The organism is Modestobacter sp. VKM Ac-2983, assembly GCF_026967885.1.
GTDB lineage: Bacteria > Actinomycetota > Actinomycetes > Mycobacteriales > Geodermatophilaceae > Modestobacter.
Map to the genome: position 1 here is coordinate 916513 of NZ_JAPVBK010000002.1, position 13802 is coordinate 930314.

A 13802-nucleotide genomic window follows, 5' to 3' on the forward strand; every position below is an offset into this window, starting at 1 on the left:
TCACCACCGTGTGCCGCCCGGGGCTGTAGCCGCTCAGTAGCTGAACGTCGTGGCGCCCTCGTCGCCGATCCATGCCCACATCGGCACCGTTCCCTGGGCCTCGGCTGTGTCGAGCAAGGGCGCCTGGTCCAGCCGCTTGGCGTTCAGGCAGATGGGGCACACGTAGTACCTGCCGCCGGCCGCCTCGTAACGCTTCATGAGGTCCGTCAGGGACGGGCAACCGTCACACGCGACGGCGACTGCGACACCGTCGACGGCGAGTCGGACGGCCTCCTTGGTGAGGAACATCAAGGTCGGCCGCCCCGATTCGGCGGCGCCCACCGCCACCAGGAACGCGACCGTCACCTTCTCGCTGTCCTCGAGTCCGGTACTGAGGCTGATCACGGCTCTTCCGGCCATCGCCGTCTCCTGTCCGCTCGGGGTCGGCGTCTCTGGCGTTCGGGGCGCCTGTCCGACCCATCCCGGACGCTAGGCGCCGGGCACGACCGGGACATCCGGTGTTCTCCCTACGACTGCCACCGCGCGGAGGCCATGTTCCCGGTCCTCCACGAGCTCGTGGGGGAGTCCTCGGCAGGCACCAGCAGGGACCACGGCCACGTGGTACCGCCGGATGTGTTGCCCTGCGAGACCGGTGGGAAGTCGGTCACCCCTCGGTGGGGCGAGGTCTCACCGCACACAGTCGGCGCAACGCACGCCGGAGAGGGCGTCGCCTGGCGTTCAGGCGCCCGGCTCGACGAGCCCCGCCTCGTAGGCGAACACCACCACCTGGGCGCGGTCGCGCAGGCCGAGCTTGGTGAGCACGCTCGACACGTGGGACTTCACCGTCGCCGCTCCGATGTACAGCTCGCGCGCGATCTCGGCGTTGCTCCGCCCCCTCGCGACGGCGGTGACGACGTCGCGCTCCCGGGCGGTCAGGCTCCCCAGCCGTCCCGCGAGGGCGGTGTCGGGCGAGCGCTGCGCCGCGAACCGCTCGATCAGCCGCCGGGTGATCGACGGCGCCAGCAGCGCGCCGCCGTCGGCCACCGTGCGGACGGCGACGACCAGCTGCTGGGGCGGCAGGTCCTTGAGGACGAAGCCGCTCGCTCCCGCGCGCAGCGCCCGGTAGACGTACTCGTCCGGCTCGAACGTCGTGAGGATGAGCACCCGCACCGCGTCGCCGAGCTCGGCGACGATGCGCGCCGTGGCCTCCAGGCCGTCCATCTCCGGCATGCGGATGTCCATCAGCACGACGTCGGGCCGGTGCCGGCGGGCGACGTCGATCGCCTGGACGCCGGTACCGGCCTCCGCGACGACCTCGATGTCGGGCTGGTGGTTCAGCACCATCGCGAACGCGCCACGCACGAGCGCCTGGTCGTCGACGACGGCCACCCGGATCGTCATGCCGCCCCGCCGTCGAGCGGCAGGCGGGCCCGCGCGGCGAACCCGCCGTCCGGACGCGGGCCGACGTCGAGGCTGCCACCGAGCAGCTGCGCGCGCTCGCGCATGCCGACGATGCCGTGGCCGGCGCCGGGCAGCGACGTCCCGCCGCTGCCGTCGTCGCTCACCTCGACGACGAGCTCCCGTCCCTCGGCCGTCAGCCGGATGCCGGTGCGCGCGCCCGGGCCCGCGTGCTTGACCACGTTGGTCAGGCACTCCTGGACGATGCGGTACGCCGACAGCTCCACCCGCGCGGGCAGCCCGCAGGTCACGCCGTCGATGTCCAGGTCGACGTCCAGGCCCGCCTCGCGCATCCGCGCCACCAGCGCGGGGAGGTCGACCAGGCCCGGCTGGGGCGTGGTGTCGTCCGCGACGGCGGACGGGCGCAGCACGCCGAGCAGGTACCGCAGCTCGTCCAGCGCCTGCCGGCCGGCCTCCTCGACCGCGCCCATCGCACGCGCGGCTGCCACCGGGTCGTCGGCCGCGACGGTCTTGGCCGCCCCGGCCTGGACGGTCATCAGGCTCACCCGGTGCGCGACGACGTCGTGCAGCTCGCGCGCGATCCGGGACCGCTCCTCGGCCACGATGCGACCCTCCCGCTCCCTCAGCTCGCGCTCCTGCACCACGGCGCGCTCGGCGCGCAGCCGCAGCCGACGTCCGACGTACCAGACCGCGAAGAAGATGACGACGCCGAACCCGACCCCGCTCCACGGGACGTCGCCGGTGACCCCGTCGAGCACGAGCACGACGAGCGCGACGTCCACCCCGACGTGTCCCCACCGCTCGACCGACCCGTAGCGCCCGAGGGCGTAGAGGGCGAAGAGCGCATGGCCGCCGAGGTCGGCGTGGCCGGTCCCGAGGGTCAGCGCCCACGCGGCGAGGACGACGGCGAGGACGACGACGGGTGCGTGGCGGCGCCAGTACAGCGCGCCGCTGCCGACGGCGAAGAGCAGCACGACCCAGAGCGGGACGTCGCCGAGGTCGCGCAGCACCCACGAGTCGTCCGGCCCCGTCGTGAAGAGCAGCGTGAGCACGAACAGCACTGCGGCCAGGACGGCGTCGGCCGCCCGCGGCCAGCGCGTGAACGGGCCGGGTCGCATGCGCTGAACGTAGGCGCGCCCGGCGCTGCTGTCGCCGGTCCGGAGACGGGCACCCGTCTCCTCCTCCAGGGGGAGACGGCGCCGCCCCGAGCCCGTCCCGCGCCGGGCGACGGCAGCGCGGCTCGCGCGGACAGTCCGAGGTGACCGCCTTCCACTGACTCCCTGGAGCGACCATGAACGGCTGGATCCGACGCATCGGCACCGCGAGCGCCCGCCGCCCGAAGCGGACGATCGGCGCCTGGGCCCTGCTCGCCGCGCTCGTCGTCGCGCTCTCGGGCACGCTCGGCGGCGCGTACCTCGATGACTTGACCGTGCGTGGCAGCGACAGCGCCGCCGCCACCGAGCTGCTCGAGCAGGGCTTCCCCGAGGCGGCCGTCGGCTCCGCCGTCGCGGTGTTCGCCGCGCCGGAGGGCGAGCTCCTCACCGGCTACCGGGACGACGTCGGGGCGACGCTCGTCCAGCTGCGCGCGGTGGAGCGCGTCACCGCGGTGACCGATCCCTTCGCGAGCGGCGCCGTCTCGCCCGACGGGCGGATCGGCTTCGCCGACATCGTCCTGGACGCGCCGTCCGGAGAGCTCGGGCCGGAGCCGGCCGAGGCGCTCGCCGCGGCCCTCGCTCCGGCGCGCGACGCCGGGCTCGCCGCTGAGGTCGGCGGTGAGGCGGTGTTCCTCACCACCGAGCCTCAGCCGTCGGGCGCCGAGGCGGTCGGCGTCCTCGTCGCGCTGGTCGTCCTCGTCGTCGCGTTCGGCACGGTGGTGGCCGCGCTCGTGCCGATCGCGCTGGCGCTGGTCGCGGTGGCCGCCGGGCTCAGCGGCATCACCGTGCTCGCCGGCGCGATGGACGTCTCCACCTCCGGGCCCGTGATCGCCGCGATGGTGGGTCTCGGCGTCGGCATCGACTACGCGCTGTTCCTGGTGTCCCGCTACCGCGAGAACCGGATCGCCGGCCAGGACAACGCGACGGCCCTGTCGGCCGCGATGGGCACCTCCGGCACCGCAGTGTTCTTCGCCGGCGTCACCGTGGTGCTCGCCATGGCCGCCCTCGTGCTGACCGGCATGGGCGTGCTCGCATCGATCGGCCTCGCGACGTCGCTCGTCGTGCTGTTCGCCGTGGCGACGGCGCTCACCCTGCTCCCCGCGCTGCTGTCGCTGCTCGGCGACCGCATCGACGCCGGTCGGGTGGTCGGACGGCGGCGTCCCGCGCGTCCCGTCGAGGCGACCGTCTGGTGGGGGCTGTCCCACCGCATCTCCGCGCGGCCCTGGCCCTACCTGGTCGTGGCGGCGCTGCTGCTCCTGATGCTGGCCGCGCCCGCGCTGTCGATGAAGACCGGCTTCCCCGACGCCGGCGACGCGCCGGTGGGCGCCACGCACCGGCAGGCGCACGACCTGCTCGCCGACGGCTTCGGGCCCGGCATGAACGCGCCGCTGCTCGTCGTCGCCGACCTCTCGGGCTCCAGGCTGGGCGTGGACGACGTCCCGTTGCTCGCCGAGCGCATCGCGGCCGACCCCGGCATCGGCTCGGTCGCCGAGGCGAGGCTCTCCACGGACGGCGACACCGCCGTGCTGACGGCGCTGCCGACCACCGCGCCGGCCGACCCGGCCACGGCGCAGACGCTGGAGCGGATCCGGTCCGGCGCGCCCGACGGCGTGCACGTGACCGGCCAGGCCGCCCTGGCCATCGACCTGGACACCTCGCTCAGCTCGACCCTGCCGCTGCTCCTGGGGTCGGTCCTGGCCGCGTCGTTCCTGCTGCTGGTCGCGGTGTTCCGGTCCGTCACGGTCGCCCTCAAGGCCGTCGTCATGAACCTGCTGTCGATCGGCGCGGCCTACGGCGTCGTCGTCGCGGTCTTCCAGTGGGGCTGGCTCGGCGGCCTGATCGGGCTCGAGAGCACCTACCTCATCGCCTCGCCGCTGCCGGCCATCTTCTTCGCCGTGCTGTTCGGCCTGTCGATGGACTACGAGGTCTTCCTCGTCTCGCGCATCCGCGAGGCGTACGACGCCACCGGGGACAACGTCGAGGCGGTCGCGCGCGGGCTGGCGTCCAGCGCCCGCGTCATCACCTGCGGAGCGCTCATCATGACGGCGGTGTTCCTGTCGTTCGTCGCGACCCCGGACCCGTTCGTCAAGATGATCGGTCTGGGGCTCGCCGTCGCCATCGCGCTCGACGCGACGCTGGTGCGCATGGTGCTCGTGCCGGCGACGATGGCGCTGCTGGGCAAGGCCAACTGGTGGCTGCCGGGGTGGCTCGACCGGCTGCTCCCCGTGGTGCGGGTGGAGGGCGAGGTCGAGGCCGCTCCCGCGAGCCCTGCACCGGTGCCGGTGCCGGTCGGCTGAGCCGGCGCGACATCGCACGGACCACGTCGCGGCAGGCCCGCCGCGACGTGGTCCGGCGCGATGTCGACGATCATGTCCGCCTGGCCGCCGACCGGTGTCGCCCGTCACGGCAGCGGGCCGTTCGCGGGACGATCCTCGTGCTCGTCCGTGCCCGGTGCCTGCTCATCGTCGGGCGCCTGATGTGGCAGGGTCGAGAGGGTGCCCGCTCGCTCGGGACGTGGTGGTGGACGGTCAGGTTCCCCGCTTCGACGCCGGACGAGGGGGACCATGAGCGGAGAGGTCATCCGGCACGTCGACGAACGCTGCGATGAGCCGGGATGGACACCGGCCGCATCGGAGCCGGCCCCGCCACCCGAGGTGCCGGTACCGGCCGTCCCGGTCCCGGGGAAGACAGCCCTCCCGGTGCCACCGGAGACCTCGCCTCTCGGCGCGATGGCGATCCTGCGGATCGGCGGCTTCCTGGTCCTCTACCTCAACGCCGTCGCGGTCTTCCTGGGCGTCATGGCGCAGGCGATCGCCCGCGGCTGGCTGGCGTACGAGCTGACCGGGTCGAACGCTGCGCTGGGCGGGATCCTGCTGGCCTTCGGCGTGGCCCTGCTGCTGGCCACCCCGTGGGGTGGCGTGGCCGCCGACCGGCTGCCCAAACGGCTGGTGCTGCAGCTCTCGGTGCTGCTGCTGGCGGTGTCGAGCGCCTGGATCGGGCTGGCCGTCGTCTTCGACGTCATCGCCTACTGGATGCTGGTCGGCGCGAGCGTGCTGCAGGCCGTGGGTTTCGCCCTGTTCGGTCCCGCCCGGATGGCCTTCCTCGCCGAGCTGGTCCCCCGCGCGTCGGTGCCGCAGGCCGTCTCCCTGCTGCTGGTCAATGCCGAGGTGAGCCGGGTGGTCGGTCCGGCGCTGGCCGGCGTGGTCATCGGTTCGGTGGCCTGGGGCGTCGAGGCGGTCTTCCTGTTCAGCGCGGTCCTGGCGATCGTCGGGATGATCCTGACCGCCGCCCTCCCGGTCGGGCGGCGCGGGGAGGCCTCCGGCCGGTCCCCACTGGGCGAACTCGCCGATGGCCTGCACTACGTCCGGCGGCACCCCGAGCTCGGCGCCCTGGTGTGGTGCGGCATCGGCGTCACGATGATGGGGATGCCCTACCTGGCCTTCATGCCGACCATCTCCGGCGACCTGTTCGGCCTCGGCTCGGTCGGCTACGGGGTCCTGTCGGCGACGTCCGCGGTCGGCGGGGTCGCAGCAGGTCTGCTCCTGGGACGGCACAGCTCATGGGTCCGGCAGACGCGGATCCTGGTGGCCTCGGGCGCCGTCTTCGGCATCGCCCTCTGCTCGCTGGCGATCGCGCCCAACGTCTACGTCGCGGTGGCCGTGCTCCTTGCCGTCGGCGCGGCGATGCTCGCCTTCCAGACCACCAACCAGTCGCAGCTCCTCGCCCTGTCCGACACGGAGTTCCACGGGCGCGTGCAGGGCCTGGTCATGCTCAGCTTCGGTGCGTTCGGCATCGCCGCACTTCCCCTGGGCCTGCTCGCCGACGTCGTCGGCTTGCGCTGGACGCTCGCCGGGATGGGCGCCGCAGTGATCGCTTTCGTGGCCGGGTACGCGGTCGTCAGCCGGCGCAGGACGACGGTCACGCACCGGTTGCCCGACCTGGCCTGATCGGGCGCGCCGCGGCGCACGGCGATCCGGCAGGGGAGACCGTCAGCGTCAGTCGACGCCGGGCAGGGTGGCGCTCCAGGACTCGGCTGTCCGGGCATCGGCGACCCGGTGCACCGCCGACCGGGTGACCACCTGGGTCTGCCCCGGCGCCGAGGTCCACGCCGGTGGTCGTGCCCCTCGTCCACACCTGACCCCGTCGGTCACCTGGTCGTCGACGGTGGTCGCCGCATCTGCCGGGACCTGCCGCCATGAGCTGCGGACCTCCTGCGTGGACTGTGCTCGGCTCAGCGACCGGGTCCCGGCGGGGAAGTGCCGCACAGGGCGCTGCGATGAGCTCGTCCATCACCGACAGGTCGCGCCGGTTCCACAGCCCGTCCCAGTGGCCGCGGACGATCGAGGTCACTGACTGCTGGTGCACGGCGCGCGATCGTAGAGCCGCGACGCGACGGCACGGACGGCGGTGGCGGGGAGGACGAGACCGCCGTCGTCGGCGCGATCGGGGCAGTGCTGCGGTTGGGCAGATCACCGGTGCCCGCACGTCGAAGCCTGGCACCGACCTCGACAGAGTCCACGTACCCCGGGACCGCCTCGTCACGGACGGGGGACGGGCGGCTCATCCGACCCGGGAGCGCACTGGTGGTCCTCGGTCGTGCTCCCGACGCATCACCGACTGCGACCGGTGGTCCTCCAGGCCTCGAGCGGACGTGTCGACACCAGGAACAGCAGAACCCCCACCGGCCTGATGGACCCGCCGTCGGGCTCTCTGCCCTGCGTGGAGAAGGCCGTCACCGCCGGGCGGCGACGACCTCCCGGCCGCGGTCGGAGGTGGCGAAGCGGTCGATCATCGCGCGCAGCTCTTCGGCGTCGACGTCGGCGCCGAAGGGCTCGGTGCCCGGTTCGAGGCGCACCCCGTGCGCGAGAGGGCCGGCGACGACCGGGTCGAAGCCCAGGTCGGAGACGATCCGGGCGACCACGTCGAGGTCGGTCGCCTCGTTCCCGGCGATGGCGATCGCCTTCCGGCCGGGAGTGCCGGCGGGGAGGGCTCCACCCTCGAGGTCGTGGTAACCCATGTGGTTGAACGCCTTCACCACCCGGGCCGTCGGCAGGAACGCCTGCACGATCTCGCTGGTCGAGGTGCGCGGATCGGTGAGGTCGTCGCGGATCCCGTCGACCTCCCACCAGTAGTTCATGGCGTCGATGACCAGCTTCCCGTCCAGGGCATCGACCGGCAGCGTGCGGTGCTTGCCCAGCGGCAGGGCCAGGACGACGACATCGGCCTCGAGCGCGGCGGCAGCCGCCGTGGTGGCGGTCGCCCCCGGGACGAGCACCTCGACGGTCAAGGCGATCTTCGCCGGGGCGCCCGAGCCGGCGATCCGCACGTCGTACCCGGCCGCGACCGCGAGTCGGGCCAGCACGGTGCCCACCTTTCCGGCGCCGAGGATGCCCAGCGTGGTCATGCCCGCACCTCGTGTCCGGTGGCCGGCACGTCGTCGGCGGCTGGCGTGCTCCCGCTGGTGCAGATCATGTCGAACCGGCCGATGCCCCGCGTGCGGATCGCCTCCGTGGCCATGGGTGGTCCTCTCCTGACGAGTTAAGTTGAGCGTTCACCTTTCTCAACCGCTCGACGCCTCCGATGTTCCGGCAGGCCGGGGGACCGCCACCGGGTCGTCATGGCCGGCGTCGCTTCAGCTCGGTCACCGGAGAAGACCACTCAGCAGGTGACCGGGCGCCCGTGTTCGTCCGAACTGCAGATCACCACCGCCGGCTCGACGGTGGCATCGTGACTTCGGGCCGGCCGATGCATCGCCGTCACGAGCCCCCGGATGCCATCAGCGTCGCCGCCACCCAGGCCCTCAAGATCCTGAGCACCATGGCTCCCTCTCGTCGCACAGTGTCGGCGTCTCGGCAGGCAGCGTGTCGGCGCAGGCATCACCGGCAGGTCCGTGTCCTCGGGTCGCGCAGGCACCAGACCCCCGAAGGCGAACGGTCATGTCGAGCGCTGACCGAGGCCGAAAGCTACCGGGGGCCGGACAGACGCGCCCGAGACGACACTGGAATCCGAACGAGGGCGACACGGTCCTTCCGCACACGCCGTGAAGACGTCGGCTGACATCCGGTTCTCGCCAGGCGGGACCATCGGTCGTAGGCGTCAGCTCGGTGCGGGATGCGCACGACCCGCACGAGCACCTCGTCGTCGTGGACGGAGTGGACGACGCGGTACCGACCTCTGCTGGCGGACCAGCAGGCAGCGATGCGCCCACGTCTCACGGTCCTGGTGGGTCACGTTCTGCACACGCTTCGCCCGCCGCTGCGGAGGGGCGGGCAGCAGGTGCCTACTGTGACTCGCGTAACCGGCCGACCGTCTCGGTCGGCCCACGACGTCCGGGCGGCACGGGCACGCCCGCCCGCCCCGGGGGACGCGCGGTCGCCTCGTCGGGGCCGACGTGGTCGTCGTGCTCGACAAGGGAGAGACATGCGCACCAAGCTCCACACCGTTGCCGCGGCCGGCGCCGCGGTCGTCGTCCTCGCCTCCTGCTCCTCCGGCGGCGACGGCGGGGACTCCACCGCCTCCGGGGGGCTGACCGGCGAGGGCAGCGGCGAATCGTGCACCATCGAGGGCGAGGTGCCCATCGGCGCGGTGCTCAGCCTCACCGGCGCAGCGGCCAGCTACGGCGAGTCCCAGCAGCGCGGCCTGGAACTGGCCGCCGCGGAGCTCGCTGAGCAGGACGGCGTCACCTACGACCTCACGATCGAGGACGACCAGACCGACCCCCGGCAGGCCATCACCCTGTTCGACCAGTTCGTCTCCGACGACGCGAGCCTCATCATCGGGCCGACGCTGTCCAACGCCGCCGTCCAGGCCGACCCGATCGCCCAGGACGCCGGCGTCCCGGTGTTGGGCATCTCCAACACCGCCGCGGGCGTCACCGAGATCGGTGACTACGTCTTCCGCGACTCCCTCACCGAGCAAGCGGTGATCCCGCAGACGATCGCCCTGGCGACCGAACAGTTCGGGCTCGAGGACGTCGTCGTCATGTACAGCAACGACGACGCGTTCACCGAGTCCGGGTACGAGGCGTTCACCGCCGCGCTGGAGGACGAGGGCGTGAACGTCAGCGAGACGATCACCTTCTCCAAGTCGGACACCGATTTCCGCGCCCTGCTGACCCAGGCCCAGGAGAGCAACCCGGATGCGCTGGTCGTCTCCGGGCTGATCGAGGCCGCGGTGCCGCTGGTGACCCAGGCCCGTGAGCTCGGGATCGATGTGCCGATCATCGGCGGCAACGGGTTCAACAACCCGCAGCTGATGGCCGACGCCGGCGAGGCGGCCGAGGGTGTCGTCGTCGGCGCCGCCTGGAACTCGTCCTCCGACAACCCCGAGAACCAGGCGTTCCTCGAGGCCTACGAGGCCGAGTACGGTGCGCAGCCCGACCAGTTCGCCGCTCAGGCCTACACCGGGCTCAAGCTGGTCGACCACGCCGTGCGCGCCAACTGCTCTGCGGAGCGGGACGACATCCAGGAGGCGCTGGGGCAGATCGAGGGCCTGCCCACCGTCCTCGGTGAGTTCTCCATCGACGAGAACCGGGACGCCGACCACCCGGCCGTCGTGCAGGTGGTCCAGGACGGCGAGTTCACCGTTCTCGAATGACCCGGCACGCGGTGCCGGTCGGCTGACCGGCCGGCGCCGCGCTGCGACCCCGACCGGGGCCCCGGGTCCTCGGACCGGGGCCCCGGTCGTGCGCGTGTCGGCTACCGTGCCCGGGCACCCACGACGAGAACAGGCAACGCTGTGCAGCAGCTCCTCAACGGCATCTTCATCGGCTCGATCTACGCGTTGTTCGCCATCGGCTTCACGCTGGTCTTCGGCATCCTCGACCGGCTGAACCTGGCGCACCCCGCGGTCTTCGCCGCTTCCGCCTTCGTCGGCATCGAGCTGGTCGAGCGGGGTGGGCTGTCCCTCTGGGCCGCCCTGCCGATCGTGTTCGTCTTCGGCGCCGTGTTGGGCCTGGTCATCGAGCGGGTGGCGTTCCGGCCGCTCAAGGGCCGGGCCGACGCCCACTTCGCCGGGCTGATCTCCTCCATCGCGCTCGCCGGCATGCTGGTCGCGCTGTTGCAGTGGCGCTACGGTCCGGACACCCGCCGCTTCCCGCCGGGCTCGTTCCCCGACACCCGGTTCGAGCTCGCCGGCGCCCAGGTGACCCTCGTGCAGGTGGTGATCCTCGGGATCTCCCTCGCCCTCATGGTGGGCCTCACGTACATGGTCACCCGGACGCGGCTGGGTCGGGGGATGCGCGCGGTCGCGGAGAACCCGACGGCGGCGCGGGTGCTCGGCGTGGACGTCGACCGGGTCACCGCGGTCACCTTCGCGATCTCCTCGGCGCTCGGCGCGGTCGCCGGCGTGCTGTTCGCCATCAACGTGAACACCGCCCAGCTGGGCATGGGTTCGGCGATCGAGCTCAAGGGCCTGGCCGTCATCATCGTCGGCGGCATGGGCTCGCTGCCCGGTGCGCTCATCGGCGGGCTGCTGCTGGGCCTGGCCGAGGTGTTCGCCGTCCAGTACATCGGCTCGTCCTGGAGGGACGTCATCGCCTTCGGCCTGCTGTTCGTGATCCTGCTGCTGCGCCCGCAGGGGCTGCTCGGCGCGCGGAAGGTCCGGGAGGTCTGATGCTGGACCAGTACGCCACCACCCTGACCTTCATCGCCCTGGGCGCGATCTTCGCCTACTCCTTCTACGCCGTCCTCATCGCCGGGCAGCTCAGCCTCGGCCAGGCCGGCTTCGCGTCGCTGGCGGCGTTCTCCGGGGCCTCCCTGGCACCCAGCGGGGCCGACGTCGGCGAGATCCCTGCGCTGCTGATCGCCGTGGTGATCGGCATGTCGGTCGGTGCGCTCGCCGCCGTCGTCCTCGGCCTGCCGACCATGCACCTGCGCGGGGTCTTCCTGGCCATCGCCACCCTCGGGTTCGCCGAGGCGGTGCGGGTGGTGCTGCTCAACCAGGAGTGGACCGGTGGCGCCCAGGGCCTCGGGGTACCCCGGGTCCTCACCGTCGGCATGGCCTGGACGGCGCTTGCGCTGGTGGCCTACTGGTTCTGGCGGATGGGCCGTTCCCGGTACGGGCGCGCCCTGGAGGCCATCCGCGAGGACGAGCTGGCCGCCCGCTCCATGGGCATCGACGTGGGTCGCCACCGGCTCGCCGCCTTCGTCACGGCAGGGGCGGTCGCCGGGCTGTACGGCGTCCTCTACGCCTACTACGTCCGGCTCATCGCCCCTGGTGACTTCGACTTCATCGCCGCCGTCGAAGGTCTGGTCACCGCAGTGGTCGGTGGTTCCACGATGTTCCTGGGGCCGCTGCTGGGCAGCGGGTTCCAGACGATCGTCCCGGAGGTCCAGCGGGCGGTCGGGGTGGAGGCCGGCTGGATCCGGCCGTTCCTCGCCGGCCTGCTGCTGCTGGTCGTCATCCTGTTCCTGCCCGGTGGTCTGGCGAGCCTCATCCCGCGCCGGACGCGCATGCCGTCCGGGGCCGACGACGACGCCGCCGGCCTGGCCGGTCGCCGTCACCCGGCGGCGGGCGAACCGGTGGTCACCCTCGCCGGGCTGGGCAAGGAGTACGGCGGGGTGCACGCCGTCCGTGGCGTGGACCTGGAGATCCGGGCCGGCGAGGTGGTCGGCCTGATCGGCCCCAACGGGGCCGGCAAGACGACGCTGGTCAACATGATCAGCGGCCTGGTCCCGCCCAGCACGGGCAGCGCGACGGTGCTCGGGACGGCGATCGGCAGCACGCCGGTGCACCGCATCGCGGCGGCGGGGGTGAGCCGCACGTTCCAGCACTCGAAGCTGTTCAACCGGCTGTCGGCGCTGGAGAACGTGCTGGTCGGTGCCCACCTGGTCAGCCGGCCGACCTTCCTGCGGCGGCTGCTCTGGCTGCCGTCGGCGCGCCGGGACGAGCGGGCGGCGCTGCGGCAGGCGGCCCGCTGCCTGGAGCGGGTCGGGCTGACCTCGCTCGCCGCCACCCGCGCCGAGGCCCTGTCCTACGGCGACCAGCGCAGGCTCGAGATCGCCCGCGCACTGGCTTCCGACCCGTCTCTGCTGATCCTGGACGAGCCGGCCGCCGGGATGAACCACGTCGAGGCGGCTCAGCTGTCGCAGCTGATCAGGTCCCTGGCACAGGACGGCCTGACCATCCTGTTCATCGAGCACAACGTCGGCATGGTCCTGCAGACCTGCAGCCGGGTCGTCGTCCTCAACTTCGGTGAGGTCATCGCCAGCGGTGTGCCGGAGGCGATCGCCGCCGACCCCGCGGTCATCGAGGCCTATCTGGGCTCGGCCGACGACGACGTGGACGGCGACCTGCTCGCCGAGGGAAGCCGTGCGGACGGGACCCCGGCCGAGGATGCGCCACCGGATGCGGTCGTGAACCTACGGACCGGTGACGCCGGCACCCTGGACACACCGGACACCAGCCCGAGGGAGGCGACATGAGCGACCCCATCCTCACCGTGGAGGGCCTGCGGGTGACCTACGGACGGGTGGAGGCGGTCCGGGACGTCTCGTTCCGGGCGCAGCAGGGCTCGCTGGTGACGCTGGTCGGGGCGAACGGGGCGGGCAAGTCCTCGGTCATCAACGCCGTTTCCGGCATGCTGCGGCCGGCCGGCGGGCGGATCACCTTCGAGGGCCAGGACATCACCCGGACGCCGGCCCACAAACTGGTGGGCCGCGGGTTGGTGCAGGTGCCGGAGGGGCGTCAAATTCTCGCCACGCTCACCGTCGAGGAGAACCTCCAGATGGGCAGCTGGCACTCGGGGACCGGCGGCGCGCGCTCCGTCGACGCCATGTACGACCGGTTCCCGGTGCTGGCCGACCGGCGGGCGCTGCCGGCCGGAGCCCTGTCCGGTGGCGAACAGCAGATGCTGGCCATCGCCCGCGCCCTGATCGCCGGGCCGAAGGTGATGCTCATGGACGAGCCGTCGATGGGGCTGGCGCCCAAGATCGTCGCCGAGGTGTTCCGTGTCATCGAGGAGATCCGCGCCTCGGGGACCACGGTCGTGCTCGTGGAACAGAACGCCCGCCGGGCGCTGCGCGCCGCCGACCACGGTTACGTGCTGCAGAGCGGGGAGGTCGTGCACTCCGGCCCGGCCGGTGAGCTGCTCGCCGACGAGCGCGTCGTGCAGGCGTACCTGGGGGTCGAGAGCGGCAGTTGACGGCGGGCCGCGAGGGCCTGCCGCGCCCGTCCCCACCCTGCCGACGACCGCCACGAGCGTCGCGCAGGCCGCCGACATCGGCGATCTGCGGCTGCTCGCCCGCCGGC

10 protein-coding genes are annotated in these 13802 nt (G+C 72.8%); 6 read left to right on the top strand and 4 right to left on the bottom strand.

Annotated features, from left to right (window positions below):
- Positions 1 to 33: 33 nt before the first annotated feature.
- From O2W18_RS10810 to O2W18_RS10820, 3 genes are all read right to left on the bottom strand, one after another.
- Positions 34 to 384: a DsrE family protein gene (locus O2W18_RS10810; RefSeq protein ID WP_269187531.1), complete on the bottom strand. Its 351-nt coding sequence runs from the start codon at positions 382 to 384 to the stop codon at positions 34 to 36.
- 333 nt (positions 385 to 717) lie between these two features.
- Positions 718 to 1380, bottom strand: a complete 663-nt coding sequence (locus O2W18_RS10815) for a response regulator (protein ID WP_269187532.1) — start codon at positions 1378 to 1380, stop codon at positions 718 to 720.
- Entirely contained in the window at positions 1377 to 2516 is a 1140-nt protein-coding gene (locus tag O2W18_RS10820) for a sensor histidine kinase (RefSeq protein ID WP_269187533.1), read from the bottom strand. Before O2W18_RS10820 ends, O2W18_RS10815 begins: the two co-directional genes overlap by 4 nt.
- Positions 2517 to 2689: 173 nt before the next feature.
- Between O2W18_RS10820 and O2W18_RS10825 the strand changes: the two genes are divergently transcribed.
- Positions 2690 to 4849, top strand: a complete 2160-nt coding sequence (locus O2W18_RS10825; protein WP_269187534.1) for an MMPL family transporter — start codon at positions 2690 to 2692, stop codon at positions 4847 to 4849.
- A 432-nt stretch (positions 4850 to 5281) separates the two neighbouring features.
- Positions 5282 to 6499, top strand: a complete 1218-nt coding sequence (locus O2W18_RS10830) for an MFS transporter (RefSeq protein ID WP_269187535.1) — start codon at positions 5282 to 5284, stop codon at positions 6497 to 6499.
- A 785-nt stretch (positions 6500 to 7284) separates the two neighbouring features.
- On the opposite strand, the gene O2W18_RS10835 is transcribed toward O2W18_RS10830, so the two are convergent.
- Positions 7285 to 7956, bottom strand: coding sequence for an NADPH-dependent F420 reductase (locus tag O2W18_RS10835; protein WP_269187536.1), 672 nt, complete (start codon positions 7954 to 7956; stop codon positions 7285 to 7287).
- Positions 7957 to 8972: 1016 nt separating this feature from the next.
- On the opposite strand from O2W18_RS10835, the gene O2W18_RS10840 reads away from it, so the two are divergent.
- The 4 genes from O2W18_RS10840 (at position 8973) to O2W18_RS10855 (ending at position 13695) form a co-directional block, all read left to right on the top strand.
- On the top strand, positions 8973 to 10148 hold the full coding sequence (locus O2W18_RS10840; protein ID WP_269187537.1) for an ABC transporter substrate-binding protein: 1176 nt from the start codon (positions 8973 to 8975) through the stop codon (positions 10146 to 10148).
- A gap of 141 nt (positions 10149 to 10289) precedes the next feature.
- Positions 10290 to 11165 (top strand): branched-chain amino acid ABC transporter permease, encoded by an 876-nt coding sequence (locus O2W18_RS10845; protein ID WP_269187538.1) that lies wholly within the window; start codon positions 10290 to 10292, stop codon positions 11163 to 11165.
- A complete protein-coding gene (locus O2W18_RS10850) occupies positions 11165 to 12976 on the top strand; it encodes a branched-chain amino acid ABC transporter ATP-binding protein/permease (RefSeq protein ID WP_269187539.1) in 1812 nt (603 codons plus the stop codon). Before O2W18_RS10845 ends, O2W18_RS10850 begins: the two co-directional genes overlap by 1 nt.
- Positions 12973 to 13695 carry an ABC transporter ATP-binding protein gene (locus O2W18_RS10855; protein ID WP_269187540.1) on the top strand — a complete coding sequence of 241 codons (723 nt, stop codon included), beginning with the start codon at positions 12973 to 12975 and terminating at the stop codon, positions 13693 to 13695. Before O2W18_RS10850 ends, O2W18_RS10855 begins: the two co-directional genes overlap by 4 nt.
- The last annotated feature ends 107 nt before the right edge of the window (positions 13696 to 13802 follow it).

What these genes read in the sequence shown, in the direction of transcription:
- O2W18_RS10815 (WP_269187532.1), bottom strand. Translation starts at nt 1,380, where the DNA reads ATGACGATCCGGGTGGCCGTCGTCGACGACCAGGCGCTCGTGCGTGGC.
- O2W18_RS10825 (WP_269187534.1), top strand. Translation starts at nt 2,690, where the DNA reads ATGAACGGCTGGATCCGACGCATCGGCACCGCGAGCGCCCGCCGCCCG.
- O2W18_RS10850 (WP_269187539.1), top strand. Translation starts at nt 11,165, where the DNA reads ATGCTGGACCAGTACGCCACCACCCTGACCTTCATCGCCCTGGGCGCG.
- O2W18_RS10840 (WP_269187537.1), top strand. Translation starts at nt 8,973, where the DNA reads ATGCGCACCAAGCTCCACACCGTTGCCGCGGCCGGCGCCGCGGTCGTC.
- O2W18_RS10855 (WP_269187540.1), top strand. Translation starts at nt 12,973, where the DNA reads ATGAGCGACCCCATCCTCACCGTGGAGGGCCTGCGGGTGACCTACGGA.
- O2W18_RS10835 (WP_269187536.1), bottom strand. Translation starts at nt 7,956, where the DNA reads ATGACCACGCTGGGCATCCTCGGCGCCGGAAAGGTGGGCACCGTGCTG.
- O2W18_RS10820 (WP_269187533.1), bottom strand. Translation starts at nt 2,516, where the DNA reads ATGCGACCCGGCCCGTTCACGCGCTGGCCGCGGGCGGCCGACGCCGTC.
- O2W18_RS10830 (WP_269187535.1), top strand. Translation starts at nt 5,282, where the DNA reads ATGGCGATCCTGCGGATCGGCGGCTTCCTGGTCCTCTACCTCAACGCC.